Raw genomic sequence first — 14,574 nt, 5'->3', positions numbered from 1 at the left:
CTGTCTCGCCTCGACCGCGAGCTGCCCGGGCGCGGTCGCGGCAGGCCACTGCTTGACGAGATCGAGCGCCGCTTGACCAGATCGAGTACCTAGTTTACAAAGATAGCGGTGTGCTGCACGTCTCACGAGCTGTCGACCGGGTCCGTTGAGGCGCGCCGACAGGGCCGACCCGTCCCGCCCGGACCCACCTGCAATCGATCACTTCGCGGCTGCGCCGACGGAGGGTGAGGGGAGACATCGCCTGCGATGACCCAACACATCGTCTTCCTGCTACTCGGGCTGGGGAGCGGAGCCGTCTTCGGGGCGCTCGCGCTCGGCCTGGTGGTCACTTACCGCAGCTCGGGCGTGGTCAACTTCGCCACCGGCGCCATCGCTCTGTACACCGCGTACACGTACGCGTTCCTGCGCAGGGGCGCGCTGCTGCTGCCGATCCCCGGCTTACCGAAGACGGTCTCCGTCGGCTCCCACTGGGGTCTGTGGCCCGCCCTGCTGGTCTCGCTGGCCATCGCCGCGCTGCTCGGAGTCCTGCTCTACGTGCTGGTGTTCCGCTGGCTGCGCGCCGCGCCGCCGGTCGCCAAGGCCGTCGCCTCCATCGGTCTGCTCATCGTCATCCAGGCGCTGCTCGCCCAGCGGGTCGGCACGACGCCGGTGTCGGTCAAGCGGATCCTGCCCAGCGACAGCTACACGATCGGCGACCTGCGCATCCAGGGTGACAAGCTGTGGTTCGCCCTGACGATCGTCGTCCTCGCGCTCGCCCTCGCCGGGGTCTTCCGCTTCACCCGGTTCGGCCTGGCCACCCGGGCCGCCGCGGAGACGGAGAAGGGCGCGCTGGTCACCGGCCTGTCGCCGGACCGCATCGCGTTGGCCAACTGGGCCATCGGCGCCGTGGTCGCCGGCCTGTCCGGCATCCTGATCTCGCCGATCGTGCCGCTCATCCCGGTCTCCTACACGCTGTTCATCGTCCCGGCGCTGGCCGCCGCCCTGGTGGCCGGCTTCAACTCCCTGGGCCTGGCCGTCGGCGCCGGCCTGCTCATCGGGATGGTGCAGTCCGAGCTGCAGTACCTGCAGTCCCAGCACTCCTGGCTGCCGCAGCAGGGCCTGGGCCAGCTCGTCCCGCTCGTGGTCATCCTGGCGTACCTGGTCTTTCGCGGCCGGCCGCTGCCGACCCGCGGCATGCTCATCCGCGCCAACCTCGGCCAGGCGCCCCGGCCGCGCCACCGGCTGCTGAACATCGTCATCCCGGCCGCCGTGGCGGTCGTGCTGCTGGTCGCCACCTCCGGCTCGATGCGGGCGGCGGTCGTCACCTCGATGCTGCTCGGCATCGTCACGCTCTCGCTGGTGGTCGTCACCGGGTACGCCGGCCAGGTCTCGCTCGCACAGCTGACCCTCGCCGGGGTGGGTGGCTTCCTCGTCAGCCGGATGACGACCGACTGGAACATCCCGTTCCCGATCGCACCGCTGCTCGCCGCGCTCGGCGCAATGATCATCGGTGTCGTCGTTGGCCTGCCCGCGCTGCGCATCCGCGGCCTGCCCGTCGCCGTGGTGACGCTCGCCCTGGGCATGGCGGTCGAGTCGATCTGGTTCCGCAACCCGGACGTCAACGGCGGGACGGCCGGGGCGAAGGTGGCCGATCCGAAGCTGTGGGGGCTCAACCTACGCATCGGCGCGGGCGAGAACTACCCACGCATCCAGTTCGGCCTGCTCTGCCTGATGGTCCTCATCGGTGTCGCGCTGGCCGTCGCGGAGCTGCGGCGCAGCCGCCTCGGCGCGGCCATGCTCGCCGTGCGCGCCAACGAGCGCTCGGCGGCGGCCGCCGGCATCGACGTCGCCCGCGTCAAGATCGCCGCCTTTGCGATCGGGTCGTTCATCGCGGGCCTCGGCGGCGCGCTGATGGGCTACCAGCAGACCCTCGTGGACGCCGAGTCCTTCTCCGTCGTCGGCGGTCTGGCCCTGTTCGCCACCGCCTACCTCGCCGGGATCACCTCGGTCTCCGGCGGTCTGCTCGCCGGCGTCCTCGGCGCGGGCGGGCTGCTGTTCGTCGCGCTGGACAAGGCGGTCGATCTCGGCAGCTGGTACCAGGTCATCACGGGTCTTGCCCTGGTCCTGTCCGTGCTGCTCAACCCGGAGGGCGCCGTCGGCCCCGTCCACACCTGGTGGGCGGCTCTGCGGTCGAAGCGGCTGCGCGCCGAGCCGCCGGTCCTGCCCACCGCCGACGCCACCGCGGCGACCACCCCCGCAGGCGAACCGGTCGATGCCATCGCGGCTGCGGCGACCGCCGGCGCCGAGCGGATCATGCTCACTCTGCGGGGAGTCGGGGTTCAGTACGGCGGCGTGCGGGCCGTGCAGGACGTCAGCCTCGACTTCGGCCAGGGCCAGGTCGTCGGTCTGATCGGCCCCAACGGCGCGGGTAAGACGACCCTGATCGACGCGATCAGCGGGTTCACCGCCGCAACCGGCGAGGTCGAGTTCGAGGGCATCCGGCTCGACGGGCTCAAACCGCACCACCGGATTCGCAAGGGCCTGGGCCGCACCTTCCAGGGCATCGAGCTGTACGAGGACCTCTCGGTCGCCGAGAACGTCGCCGTCGGTGAGGCCGCGGCCCGCGGCGGCGGCGGCCGGCTACCCGCCGATCACGCCGACTACCTCGACCGGCTCTACCGCGCCCTGCAACTGCACGAGGTCCGCGAGAGCCCGGTCCGCGAGCTGTCGCAGGGCCATCGGCAACTGGTCTCGATCGCGCGGGCGCTCGCCGGCCGGCCGCGCGTGCTCCTGCTCGACGAACCGGCCGGCGGCCTGGACAGCACCGAGAGTCTCTGGCTCGGCGAGCGGTTGCGCGAGGTGGCCCGCACCGGGGTGACGATCGTGCTCGTCGACCACGACATGAACCTCGTGCTCGGCGTCTGCGACCGGATCGTCGTGCTGGCTCTCGGCGCAGTGATCGCCAGCGGCTCGCCCGAGGAGATCAAGAACCATCCGGCGGTCGCCGAGGCCTACCTCGGCAGCACTCCCGTTCCGCCACAGCCCGCGACTCCGCCCGGACCGTCCGCATCGATGGAGAAGGAGAGCGTCGGGTGACCGAGTTGCTGCAGACCCGCGGGCTGAACGCGGGATACGACCGGGTGCCGGTGGTGCGCGGCTTCGATCTGACGCTGCGTGAGGGTGAGGTCGTCGCCCTGCTCGGGCCGAACGGCGCCGGCAAGACCACGGTCCTGCTGACGCTCGCCGGGCTGCTGCCCGCGCTCGGCGGCGAGGTCACCGTGCACGGGCAGGGCGTGAACCGGGCCAGCCCGCGGGCGCTGTCCAGGCTCGGTGTCGTGCTGGTGCCGGACGACCGGTCCCTGTTCACCACCCTGACCTCCCGGGAGAACCTCCAGCTCGGGCGGGTCAGGGACGGGCTGAGTGTCGACGAGGTGCTGGACTACTTCCCGGCGCTGCGCAAGCGGCTCGACGTCCGGGCCGGGATGCTCTCCGGCGGTGAGCAGCAGATGCTCGCCATCGGACGGGCGCTCGTGCAGCGCCCGCGCATCCTGCTGATCGACGAGCTGAGTATGGGGCTCGCCCCGGTCGTCGTGCAGGAGCTCCTGCCGGTCGTGCGGGCGGTGGCTACCGGCACGTCGGCAGCGGTGCTGCTCGTCGAGCAGCACGTGCACCTGGTCATGGGCATCGCCGACCACGCGGTGGTGCTTGCGCACGGCGAGGAGGTGCTGGCAGGGCCCGCGGCCGAGCTACGGGCGAAGCCCGAGCTGCTGGAACGGGCCTACCTCAGCGAGCGGCACGTCCCGCAGAAGGCAGTCGTCTGAGCGTCGGCGAATCGCATTCGTCGTATTACCGGTGCCACTTTCGGCGCCTGCCCATCCGGTATTGCATTCCGGCGTTTGATGGCCGCGCCCGCGTGCCGTCCGGGACTGCCCGGCACACCCGGGTTCGCTCGACTCGGCGAGCGGATCAGCTCGCCGGCGCTTTCGCACCCTGCGGCCACCGGTGCATCAACGGGCCGCGGTCGGGCCGCGGTCGGGCCGCGGTCGGGCCGCGGTCGAATCGGGGTCGGGTCGCTGTCGGAGGCGCATGGTTGCCGCGAAGCGGCGGTCATCCATTCCGTTCTCGCGATGAATTTGGTAACCTCTACAACGTAGATTACTAGGTAATCTACGTTGCGCTTTCGGGCGGCTGTGGCCGTTGCCACCGGTGAGGACGGGCCGGAACCGGGATCGAACGGGCCGTGCGACCGGCGGGGACACCCGCCTCCTACCGGGCGGCCTGACGGTGAGATGGAGGAGCAGTGGGCACGAGGAGCAGGTACTGGCACGGTGGGCGCCGCAGCGTGCGGGCGGGAGCGGCGTTCTTAGTCCTCGGCCTGGCACTGTTACCGGCGGCCTGCGGCGGCGGGAGCAGCAGCGGCGACGACGCGGGCGGTTCGCCCGGGCCGACCGCGGCGACGGTGACGCTGCCGCCGGGCACGAAGGCGTCCGGCGCGCCAGTGAAGATCGGTTTTATCACCGCGGAGGGCGGCAGCGCGGTATCCCTGCCCGAGGTCCGTGAGGGCGCCCAGGCGGCCGTCGCCTACGCCAACGACTACCTCGGCGGCATCGGCGGGCGGCCCATCCAGCTGGTCGTCTGCAAGTCGCAGGAGGACGCGGCCTCCGCCCGCACCTGCGCCAACCAGATGGTCGAGCAGAAGGTCACCGCGGTCGGCACCGGGACCACCGGCTTCGGTGACACCCTCGTGCCGGTCATCACCGGCGCGAAGATCCCCTACGTCACGGGCACTGCGACCGCCGGTTCCGAGTTCGCCACCGACGGCGTGTTCTCGTGGACCGGGGCCTTCCCCGCCACGCTGGGCACGATGGCGAGCTACGCGAAGGAGAAGGGCTACAAGCGGGTGGCGCTGTTCGTCACGGACGTGCCGGCCGCGATCACCGGGGCGAACGCGCTGGGCAAGCCGGTGTTCCAGAAGTCCGGCGTGGACCTGGACGTCATCTCCATCCCGCAGGGCTCGGCCGACGCCACCTCCCAGGTGACCTCGGCGATCGGCAAGAAGCCGGACGCTCTCGCCCTCGTCGGCGACGCCACCCACTGCACCTCGGTGTTCAAGGCCTTCCAGGCCGTGGGCGCCACCCAGCCGAAGTTCGTGATCCAGCCGTGCGTGTCGAAGACCGTCGACGACGCGGCGCCGGGCCAGCTCGACGGCTCGATCCTGTTCACGCCGTCGGACACCGACTCCGACGACCCGGAGGCGAAGCTGTACCGCACGGTGATGGCCCGGTACGCGCCGAAGACGCAGACCGACGGCTACGCGGTCACCGGCTACCAGACGGTCCTGGGCCTCGCGCGGGCGCTCAAAGGCATCAACGGTGAGGTCACCCCGGCCTCGGTGACCTCCACCCTGCAGGCTGCCCGGAACATCACGATGCCCGCTGGTCACGGGCTGACGTTCTCCTGCGACGGCAGCGCCATCCCGAGCCTGAAGGCGCTGTGCTCGGCCAGCTCCGTCGAGGCAACTCTCAAGGGCACCAAGGCGACCGGTGTCAGGACGGTCGACGCGGCCAGCCTGTTCGCCGCCGGCTAGACAGGCCCGCCGTACCCGTCGGCGTCGTACCCGTCGGTGCCATCCGGGCATCGACGGCAAGGGCTCGGATCGGACGATGCTGTCCGATCCGAGCCCGTTGTCATGTTCCGGAGTGGTCGCGATCCGGCATGGAGGGAGTGCCGGAGCGGGCCGACGGACCGTGGCGTGGCCCGAGCGGGGCAGTGCCGAGCGGTGGCCGGGAAGGGCCGCCGGCGATGGCGCCGGAAGGTGCCGGTGGTGTTTGTGGCACCGTAGTGCCGGTATTGCGGATGCGGGTCCTGCCGCCGCGGGTGCTGCCGGTCAGTCCAGCAGACCGATCTGCCGGGCGGTGTGCACCGCGGCCGTCCGGTTGCGTACCCCCATCTTGCGCATGATGCTGCGCATGTAGGTCTTGACCGTCTCGGCCCGGATGGTGAGCTGCTCCGCCGCCTCGACGTTGGAACACCCGGTGGCCACCAGAGTGAGCACCTCCATCTCACGCAGGGTGAGGCGGAAGGGCGGTGGCTTCGCCGGGCTCTGCACTACCGGCTCGCTGCGTAGCAGAGAGTAGATGCGCAGGATCTGGCGTCGCAGGTGGGGCGTCGTGAGCTGCGCGCTGAGCTCGAGCAGCTCGATCTGGGCCAGGCGAACCCGTTCCCGCTGGGTCCGCGCGTCGGTCGGCTGGTTGTCGGTGGTGAAAGGACCCGACGCTCGGTCGAAGCCTGCGGCGGTCATCGTCCGGTGCAGGCGCACCTGCACAGCGGGCGAGTCCGAAACCATTGGGCCCATCGTGCTCCTCTCCCTGTCCACTCCGGTTTACCCGACCGCTCCGGATGAGGATCGCCGGCCCATCGCCGACAGTCCGGCAAATTCATCCGAGGGTCGGGCAGGGGATCAGCCGTACACCACCTTTGTGGGAGGCCGTGCATGGTCCGGGCTCGGGTGAAGTGGGTGCGCCGCCACACCAACTCCCTCCGGGCTCGGGATGCCTTCGTCGGACCCCACTGTCGGCTACATCGAAAAGGTTATCTCGCGGTTCGGCCATGTCGTCAATGCCGCCCGCTCCGATGTGCGAGAACAGACTCTCACGGCGCCGGGGAAGTCCGGATGAGGATCCTGATCCCTACCCCGAACGGGGGTTCCCTCGGGTGCGGCCGCTCACGCCGCCGCTCTACCCTCCCACCGGTTTGTGACGGGCACGGAAGGAGATTAATGGAGGACCCGGGACACGTAGGTTGCCGGCGCGGGGGCCGGCGACGAAAGCGGCTCCGCCAGGTTATCCGATGAGCGCCCGTCTTTATTAGGTGGGTCGGAGGCCGATGAAGTGGGCGGATGCACGGGAATCCGCCTGGGCCGCAGCCTGGAATGGGCGGCACTGACCGCAGTCCTGATCTTTGGTGCGGCCCTCGATCTCAGGCGCCTGGACCGCAACGGTTACGGCAACATCTACTGCGCCGCCGCGGCCCGGTCGATGAGCAGTTCGTGGCATAGTGCCATCCCCGCCGTGCCATCCCCGCCAGGGCAGCGACCCCACCGCCGGCCCGTCGACCTGATCACCCCACCGATGCTCGCCTACCTGCAGGCTCACCGGGCGGGCCGGCCTCGCCGTTCGGCGGCGGCGGGATTCCGGAGCCCGCCATCGACATCTCGCCGGCCGACCTCCTCCAGGATTTCCGGGTTCTGACCGACACCTCTTCGTCGAACCTCTACGAATGCCAGGCCCTGGAAGCGCGGATCGGCCGTCGCCGACGGACCTCGCCGCCATCCGCATGGCCGGTGATACCCGCCGTCCCGATCGGTTGTCCCAGGGCCGTTCCCGCGTTTCTCGCCCGGCCTCAGGGCACGGCTCCGTTCACCCTGGAGTCCAGGGGAAACCGTGCCGTCCAGCACCGATGCAATTTTCTCGCATGCGGCGAGGCCACCCGTCATGAATCGCGTCGACGTAGCGATTCCGGTCTACAGCGAGGAGGCGGCGCTGGAACGCAGTGTGCGCCGTCTGCGCACCTGCCTCACCGACCTCTATCCCTATGGATGGCGTATCACGATCGTCGACAAAGCGAGCATGTACCGGACGCTCGTCGTTGCGGACCGGATGGCGGCGGAACTATCCCGTGCCCAGGTTCGGCAGCTCGACGTCAAAGGCCGGGATCTGCCTTCGGAAATCGCCATCGGATCCCGGCTGCGGCGCGGCGCCCGGTTTTCCGCGGCTCGAGGCGGGAAATCATCTTCCGCAGCTTCTTCTGGGGCGCCCGGTGTGGCTTCAAGGAGGTGCGGGCGGACGTGGCGCGGCTCCTACTGCCTGCCCGTCGACCGGGTGGACTGACCCGGACTCGGGCGCCGACGCCGTCGCCACGGCGCTGGCGGACCTGGGTGGGATGTGGCGGGTGGGGCTGCGCATCCTCGCAGGTCGGGGGCGTGTCGAGCTGCCGGCCGAGCGGGCGGCGGCGCGGCCGCCGGCCGGGATGAGGGCCCAGCTCGGCCTGTTCGCGGTGATCGGAACCATCTCCACGCCGTCGTACATCGCCCTTTACGCCCTGCTCAGGAGGGTGCTGTTGGCATTCGACGCCAATCCGGTGTCCCTGTGCATCGCGGTGGTGGGAAACGCGTGGGCGAACCGTCGGTTCACGTTCCGTCGCTCCGGCAGTCAGCGGTGGGCGCCTCGGTTCACGGGGTCCGCGATGGTCTTCGGGGCGGCCCTGATCATCTCCAGTGCGGCGCTGGCCGTTTCACCTCTGCTGTGGCGGGGCTCGGGGGTGCTCTCGGCGATAGTCACCGTGCTGGTCAGTGGCCTTCTGGCCACCATCGTCCGGTTTGCGCTCCTTGCGTGCACGGGTGTTCCATCCGGGCCGTGTCTGACCGTCCGTCGGGCTCCGGGTGGGCCGGTGTCGAGAATGCGACGCCGGTGGGGTCGGGGTCGGTCCAGCGCCCGCCGGGCGGTGTGCGGCGATTACGGGGCAGGCAAATCGAGTAGCGTCCGCCCGGGTCCGTGGCGCGGGGTGTCATGAGGTTGTCCGCTCTGTGTGATTCGCGTTCACCTGGATCGGGGCATAGGTCGGGAACGCCGGGCCCGAACTGTCCCGACGAGTTCGATCAGCTCGGATGATGCGTGGATGTCCACTCCGATCTGCGGTGAAGTGCGTCGTGCGGTCCGCCTGCGATGGACTGCGAATAGTGCCCCCACCGGCCCGTCCGGCTGGCGCGGCGGCGAGAGGTTGAACTTTCCTCGCGCACTGAGTTATACATGTCATCGGGCGCGCTGCCGCAGGGTCGCGTCCCGCGTCCCGCGTGCCCCGGGCCACCGAGGGTCCGGCGGGTCGCCGATACGAGGAGGCAACGACATGCCGGCCGAGGTACCCGTGCTGACGAGCGTTCTCGTGACCCTGGGTGATGATCACGTTCTCACCCTCACGCTCAACCGGCCCGACCGGCTCAACTCGTTCAACCAGGAGGTGCTGGACGACTTCCGGGTGATCTGGGACTTCGCGGCCGTCACCGACGACGTGCATGTCGTCGTCCTGCGGGCGCAGGGCGAGCGCGCCTTCAGTACCGGCGTCGACGTGGTCGAGGGCTACGACCTCGCGAAGGAGCCCCTCAAGCAGGTCGACCCGGCCGCCTACCTCTCCCCGAAGTTCAACCAGTGCTGGAAGCCGCTGGTGTGCGCGGTGCAGGGGATGGCTGCGGGTGGGGCGCTGTACTGGCTGAACGAGGCCGACATCATCATCGCCGGCGAGGAGGCGACCTTCTTCGACCCGCACGTCACCTTCGGGATGACCGCGGCGCTGGAGCCGATCGGGCTGGCGCGGCGCATCCCGATCGGTGAGGTGCTGCGCATGGCGCTGCTCGGTAACGACGAACGGATGTCGGCCAGGCGCGCCCACGAGATCGGGTTCGTCAGCGAGGTCGTCCCTCGTGACCGGTTGTGGCCGCGGGCGCAGGACATCGCGCAGCGCATCGCCCGGCACCCGACCGTGGCGGTCCAGCAGACCGTGCGGGCGATCTGGGAGTCGTTGGACTCCACCCGGACGCAGGCCCTGCGCACCGGGCTGCTCTACGTGCAGGTCGCGACCCCGCCGGGCACGTCGCGCACGCAGCCGGCGACCCGCGGCGGCTATGAGGTGCGTTGATGGTCACGCCGGCGGGTGCGGGTGCCGCTGGGCCCGTCCCGGCAGGTATCGTTTTGCAACCGGCCGCGCATCCCGGGTCACAGGCGTCGCATCTGCTCAAAGGTAACTAAGTTGACTCTGTAGTAGCATGAGGTCGGTACCGCGATTCCGTGGTCCCGACCGGTATCGCGGCTATAGATCCCAGGTCCGCAGCATCCGACGTTCCCTACGCGAGGAGTCGATCCCATGGCCGCCCCGGTCTTCTCTCTGCCGGAGGGCCGGTCCGGGGCTGACGTGCGATCCCCGAAGACGGCCGAGCTGCTCACGCGCCGGCTGCGTCGTATGATCGTCACGGGGGAGCTGCGCGACGGCGACTACCTACCGCGCGAAGCCGAGCTCATGACCCACTTCGGGGTCTCCCGCCCGACGCTGCGCGAGGCCGTGCGGGTGCTGGAGGCCGAGTCCCTCGTCGAGGTCCGGCGTGGCTCCCGCACCGGCGCCCGCATCCGGGTACCGGGCCCCGAGGTGGTCGCCCGCCCGGCCGGGCTGCTGCTCGCCGTCGCGGGCACCACCCTCGGCGAGGTGCTTGTCGCCCGCCTCGGCATCGAGCCGCTGGCCGCCTGGCTGGTTGCCGATCGAGGCTCCGACGACGCGATCGAGGCGCTTGCCGCCGCGCTCGACGACCTGACCGCCCGGCTGGCCCAGGACGTGAGCGGCGACGCTGTCGGGACGGCGTTCGCCCGGTTCCACGAGGTCGTCGTCAAGCAGTCCGGCAACCGTGCCCTCGTGGTCACGGCCGGCATGATCCAGGAGATCCTCGCGCGGCACATGGCGACCGCGACGAGGACGCACTACGAGTCCGAGCCGGACGAGGTGCAGTTGCAGTATCGCCGGGCGGTCAGGGCGTACGAGAAGCTGATCAGCCTCGTGCGGGCCGGCGAGGCCGACGAGGCGGAGCGGTTCTGGCGGCGCCATCTGATCTCCGCCAACGAGTCGCTGTTGCGCGGCTTCGACGCCGCCGGCGTCATCGACATCCTCGAGTAGCCCGAGGCAGGGCCGGGCCCAGCCCGGTCCCGTCGACCCGGGCGCCCGCGGGAGCCGGCCCCGGTCCCGGCCGGCGTCCCAAAGTGTGCCCAGCGGTGCCCCGGGGGAAGATTGGCGGACAGGCCGAACATCGGGGTCCCGGGCCGGAGCAGTGCGGCCGTGGGTTGCCGTTGATGCGCGGCGGGAGGGCGGCGCGGAGGTGGGACTGCGAACGGGTCGCGCGGTCCGTGCGCCCGAGCTGGCCCTGGCCGCCGCGGGGGTCGGCGTGTGGAGCTGGGAGCTGGCCACCGGTCGGTTCACGTGTGACGATCTGACGGCGGCACTGTGCGGACTCGCCTCGGACGAGGTCGAGGGGACCATGGACGCCGCGTTCGCCATGGTCCACCCGGATGACGTGACGGGCGTGCGCACGGCGATGTTCGACGCGGCCCGCACCGCCGGCGCGGTCCTGGAGGAGTACCGGATCCTGCGACCGGATGGCGCGGTCCGCTGGGTCCAGGTCCGAGGGGCCGTCCTGCGCGATGAGTCGGACGGCGTGGTCCGGATGGTCGGGCTGGTCGGCGACGTCAGCGCCGTGCAGCCCGACCGGCCCGGCGCCGGCCCGGGGTCCACCGCCCTGTGGCGCGCCACCCGCCTGCTCGACGTCACCCACGCGCTCGAGCGGGCCCTGACCGTCGACGAGCTCGGCGACGTGGTCGTGCACACCGCCACCGCCGACCTCGGAATCATCTTCGCCGCAGTCCTGCTCTACGGCGACGACGGCGAGCCGTACCGCAGCATCGTGCGCCCGGCCACGTCGCCGGTCCTGGCGCTGTGGCCGGGCCTGGCCGGTCGCGGACCGGCCGCCGCCGCCGACGTCGCGCGCGACCGGCGGCCCCGCTACCACCGCAGCCGGGCCGAGTACCTCGTCGACTACCCGGATCGGGAGGAGCCGGTACGGGTTCTCGAGCTGAACGCCTGCGCCCACCTGCCGCTGATCGTCTCCGATCGGCTCATCGGCGTCCTCGTACTCGTCTGGGGAGTGTCCCGCGACTTCGACCCGGGCGATCAGGCGTTCCTGCAGACCCTCGCCGGGACGTGCGCCCACGCCTTCGAACGGGCCCGGCTCTACGAGCGCCAGACGACGCTGGTGGCCGTCATGCAACGGGCGATCCTGCCGCAGCGGCTGCCCCATCTCGCCGGCGTGCGTCTCAGTGCCCGGTACCTGCCGGCGAGCCGGGACGTCGGCATCGGCGGCGACTGGTATGACGCCGTCGTGCTGCCGGACGGCGAGCTCATGCTCGTGGTCGGGGACGTCGGCGGCCACGGGCTCAACGCGATCGCGATCATGGCGGAGCTGTACCAGGCCACCCGGGCCTACGCGCTGCAGGGGCGGACTCCGGCGGAGATCACCACCCAGCTCGCCGCGAACCTCGCCGGCCAGGGCGACGAGGTGCTGGCCACCGCCGTCGTCGCCCTGCTCACGCCGGGCGAGCGGCGGCTGACCTGGTCCTGCGCGGGACATCCCCCGCCGCTGTTGATCGTCGGGCGGTCCACGCGTTACCTCGAACAGGTGCACGGCCCCATCCTCGGCGCGTCGCCGGACCATCGGTACGGGCAGAGCGTGTTGTCGCTGCCGGCCGGCTGCCGGCTGCTGCTCTACAGCGACGGGCTGATCGAACGGCGCGAGACACCGCTGTCGGAGCGCCTCGACGTGTTCGCCGCCGCCGCAGGCGCCGGGTTTCCACCCGGTCCCGGCCCGGCGGGTGGGCCCGACTCCGGCGGCGGACTGGAGGACCTGTGCGACGGGATCCTGGCGGAGATCGTCGCCCCGGCCGGTCGCGACGACGACGTCTGCCTGCTCGCCGTCGGCCTGGACTGACGGCCGGCTCGCCCCGCCGGGCAGTCGTGGGCCGGCCCGGGGTACGACCCCGCCAGGGGGCCCTCAGGAGTGGGCGACGACCCGGCCGGTCATCGACTCGGGCAGGATGCGCACCCAGTGCGGATGGGCGATGCGGTCCGCCCACGGGGCGAGTCCGGTCTTCTCCAGCCTGGCCAGCGTCTGCGGGTCGTTGACCGCCGCCGCCCGGCCGTTGATCAGAACACTCCAGCCCGCGCGGGCCACCGGGTCGTGGCCGTCGACCTCGAACCCGACGGCGTCCTCCTCGAGGGCGGCGGCCAGCTTGGAACCGGTGGCCGTACGGAAGGCGATGGCGTCCCCGTCCAGCACGTAGTTCACCGGCAGGACGAGGATCTCCCCGTCCGCGCGGAACGCGACCCGGCCCACCTGCTCGCCGGCGAGCAGCCACAGACACGTCGCCGCGGGTAGGACACCACCCCCGGCGTGGTCGATGGTGACGGTCGTCTTGTCGCTGGCGCTGATGGTGAACTCCCGCGCACCCACACTCGTCGATGTCATCGCGTTTCCCCTCGTCGCTGGGTGGGCGTCCGGATCGACGGCGCGCCCGGACCGTTGCGGCGACGCCCGGTTCGACCGTAGGCCGGCGTGCCCCGCGGGAGGCAGGGCCGATCGTCGTCCGCCTGCCGGGTCCTCCGGCACGGGCCGCCCGTCCGGATGGTGCCCGCGTCAGCAGGTCCGCAGCAGCCGGTGCAGCACCCGGGTGCCGAACTCCAGGGCCGTGACCGGGACCCGTTCGTCAACCCCGTGGAACAGGGCGCTGAAGTCCAGCTCCGGCGGCAGGCGCAGCGGGGTGAACCCGAAGTGGCGGATCCCCAGCCGCTGGAAGGACTTCGCGTCCGTACCGGCGGCCAGCAGATACGGCAGGACGCGAGCGCCCGGGTCCTCGGCCTCGACCGCCGCGCGGATCGCGCCCACCAGGGCGCCGTCGAAGGTCGTCCGGACCGGCGGCAGGGTGTCCCATTCGGCCCGTACCCGCCGGCCGAGCACCTCGACCAGCTCGCGGCCGAACGCCTCCTCCCGCCCGGGCAGGAACCGCCCGTCGACGGTGGCGCGGGCCGTGGCGGGCACGACGTTCGACCGGTAGCCGGCGTCGAACAGGGTCACGTTCGCCGTGTCCCGCAGCGCCGCCCCGACCAGGCGGGCCAGCGGGCCGAGGCGGTCGACGGCGGCCTGCGGATCGGCCTCGTCGAACGGGACCCCGGTGATGTCCGCGATCCCGGTGAGCAACGCCCGGACCGGATCGGTGAGCACCAGCGGGAAGCGGTGGGCGTCGAGGCGGGCGACGGCCGCCGCCAGCGTGGCGATCGGGTTGTCGTCATGCAGCATCGAGCCGTGCCCGCCGCGGCCCCGGGCGGTCAGCCGCAGCCACAGGCTGCCCTTCTCCGCCGTCTGGACGAGGTAGGCGCGCAGGTCCTCGCCGAGGGTGACGGAGAAGCCGCCGACCTCACCGATCGCCTCCGTGGCGCCCTCGAACAGGTCAGGGCGGTTGTCCACCAGCCAGCGGGCCCCGTACCAGCCGCCGGCCTCCTCGTCGGCGACATACGCGAAGATCAGATCCCGCGGTGGGATGATCCCCTCCCGGCGCAGGCGGCGGGCCACCGCCAGCGTGATCGCGACCGCGCCTTTCATATCAACGGCGCCGCGACCCCACACGTAGCCGTCGCGTACCTCGCCGGAGAACGGGTGGACCGTCCAGTCGGCCGCCTGCGCCGGGACGACGTCGAGGTGGCCGTGCAGGAGCAGGGCGCCCCGCGACGGGTCGGCGCCGGCCAGCCGGGCGACGACGTTGCCGCGCCCGGGTGCCCCGGACTCCAGGTAGGTGACGTCGTAGCCGACGTCGGCCAGCCGGCCGGCCACGTACTCGGCCGCGGGCCGCTCGGTGCCGGCGTGCGGGTCGCCGTGGTTACTGGTGTCGAACGCGATGAGGTCGCTGGCCATCGCCACCGCCTCGCGCGCCGCGACCTGCTGGCCGGTCTCCACCG

11 protein-coding genes are annotated in these 14,574 nt (G+C 71.5%); 8 read left to right on the top strand and 3 right to left on the bottom strand.

The annotated features are described in order from the left end of the window. Positions 1–246: 246 nt before the first annotated feature. The 3 genes from NBZ85_RS04285 to NBZ85_RS04275 all read left to right on the top strand — a co-directional run bounded on the left by NBZ85_RS04285 (position 247) and on the right by NBZ85_RS04275 (position 5,566). Positions 247–3,075, top strand: a complete 2,829-nt coding sequence (locus tag NBZ85_RS04285) for a branched-chain amino acid ABC transporter permease/ATP-binding protein (RefSeq protein ID WP_261554506.1) — start codon at positions 247–249, stop codon at positions 3,073–3,075. Further along, the gene (locus NBZ85_RS04280; RefSeq protein WP_261554507.1) at positions 3,072–3,800 is read left to right on the top strand and encodes an ABC transporter ATP-binding protein; all 729 of its coding nucleotides are present in this window, start codon (positions 3,072–3,074) and stop codon (positions 3,798–3,800) included. Before NBZ85_RS04285 ends, NBZ85_RS04280 begins: the two co-directional genes overlap by 4 nt. Before the next feature lie 479 nt (positions 3,801–4,279). Continuing rightward, positions 4,280–5,566, top strand: a complete 1,287-nt coding sequence (locus NBZ85_RS04275; RefSeq protein WP_261554508.1) for an ABC transporter substrate-binding protein — start codon at positions 4,280–4,282, stop codon at positions 5,564–5,566. A gap of 300 nt (positions 5,567–5,866) precedes the next feature. On the opposite strand, the gene NBZ85_RS04270 is transcribed toward NBZ85_RS04275, so the two are convergent. Further along, the gene (locus tag NBZ85_RS04270; RefSeq protein WP_261554509.1) at positions 5,867–6,334 is read right to left on the bottom strand and encodes a helix-turn-helix transcriptional regulator; all 468 of its coding nucleotides are present in this window, start codon (positions 6,332–6,334) and stop codon (positions 5,867–5,869) included. Positions 6,335–7,472: 1,138 nt separating this feature from the next. Here NBZ85_RS04270 and NBZ85_RS04265 point away from each other — a divergent pair. The 5 genes from NBZ85_RS04265 to NBZ85_RS04250 all read left to right on the top strand — a co-directional run bounded on the left by NBZ85_RS04265 (position 7,473) and on the right by NBZ85_RS04250 (position 12,553). Further along, on the top strand, positions 7,473–7,868 hold the full coding sequence (locus tag NBZ85_RS04265; RefSeq protein WP_261554510.1) for a glycosyltransferase family protein: 396 nt from the start codon (positions 7,473–7,475) through the stop codon (positions 7,866–7,868). Positions 7,869–7,920: 52 nt separating this feature from the next. Further along, positions 7,921–8,550 (top strand): GtrA family protein, encoded by a 630-nt coding sequence (locus NBZ85_RS32970; RefSeq protein WP_368861334.1) that lies wholly within the window; start codon positions 7,921–7,923, stop codon positions 8,548–8,550. A gap of 333 nt (positions 8,551–8,883) precedes the next feature. Continuing rightward, positions 8,884–9,669: an enoyl-CoA hydratase/isomerase family protein gene (locus tag NBZ85_RS04260; protein WP_261554511.1), complete on the top strand. Its 786-nt coding sequence runs from the start codon at positions 8,884–8,886 to the stop codon at positions 9,667–9,669. A gap of 225 nt (positions 9,670–9,894) precedes the next feature. Further along, the gene (locus NBZ85_RS04255) at positions 9,895–10,692 is read left to right on the top strand and encodes a FadR/GntR family transcriptional regulator (protein ID WP_261554512.1); all 798 of its coding nucleotides are present in this window, start codon (positions 9,895–9,897) and stop codon (positions 10,690–10,692) included. Positions 10,693–10,891: 199 nt separating this feature from the next. Continuing rightward, entirely contained in the window at positions 10,892–12,553 is a 1,662-nt protein-coding gene (locus NBZ85_RS04250) for a SpoIIE family protein phosphatase (RefSeq protein WP_261554513.1), read from the top strand. A gap of 63 nt (positions 12,554–12,616) precedes the next feature. Here the strand turns inward: NBZ85_RS04250 and NBZ85_RS04245 are convergent, their stop codons facing one another. Beyond that, positions 12,617–13,090, bottom strand: a complete 474-nt coding sequence (locus tag NBZ85_RS04245) for a pyridoxamine 5'-phosphate oxidase family protein (protein WP_261554514.1) — start codon at positions 13,088–13,090, stop codon at positions 12,617–12,619. A 168-nt stretch (positions 13,091–13,258) separates the two neighbouring features. Continuing rightward, positions 13,259–14,572 (bottom strand): M20/M25/M40 family metallo-hydrolase, encoded by a 1,314-nt coding sequence (locus tag NBZ85_RS04240; RefSeq protein ID WP_261554515.1) that lies wholly within the window; start codon positions 14,570–14,572, stop codon positions 13,259–13,261. Positions 14,573–14,574: the final 2 nt, after the last annotated feature.

Origin of the sequence: Frankia tisae (assembly GCF_025403405.1) — a bacterium.
Classification (GTDB): Bacteria; Actinomycetota; Actinomycetes; order Frankiales; family Frankiaceae; genus Frankia; species Frankia tisai.
Note: the sequence above shows the minus strand (reverse complement) of the source record. Positions and strands in the feature narration are given on the sequence as shown.

Excerpts from the sequence above, each read along its gene's own strand:
- NBZ85_RS04285 (WP_261554506.1), top strand. The coding sequence starts at position 247 with ATGACCCAACACATCGTCTTCCTGCTACTCGGGCTGGGGAGCGGAGCC.
- NBZ85_RS04270 (WP_261554509.1), bottom strand. The coding sequence starts at position 6,334 with ATGGGCCCAATGGTTTCGGACTCGCCCGCTGTGCAGGTGCGCCTGCAC.
- NBZ85_RS04265 (WP_261554510.1), top strand. The coding sequence starts at position 7,473 with ATGAATCGCGTCGACGTAGCGATTCCGGTCTACAGCGAGGAGGCGGCG.
- NBZ85_RS32970 (WP_368861334.1), top strand. The coding sequence starts at position 7,921 with ATGTGGCGGGTGGGGCTGCGCATCCTCGCAGGTCGGGGGCGTGTCGAG.
- NBZ85_RS04260 (WP_261554511.1), top strand. The coding sequence starts at position 8,884 with ATGCCGGCCGAGGTACCCGTGCTGACGAGCGTTCTCGTGACCCTGGGT.
- NBZ85_RS04255 (WP_261554512.1), top strand. The coding sequence starts at position 9,895 with ATGGCCGCCCCGGTCTTCTCTCTGCCGGAGGGCCGGTCCGGGGCTGAC.
- NBZ85_RS04245 (WP_261554514.1), bottom strand. The coding sequence starts at position 13,090 with ATGACATCGACGAGTGTGGGTGCGCGGGAGTTCACCATCAGCGCCAGC.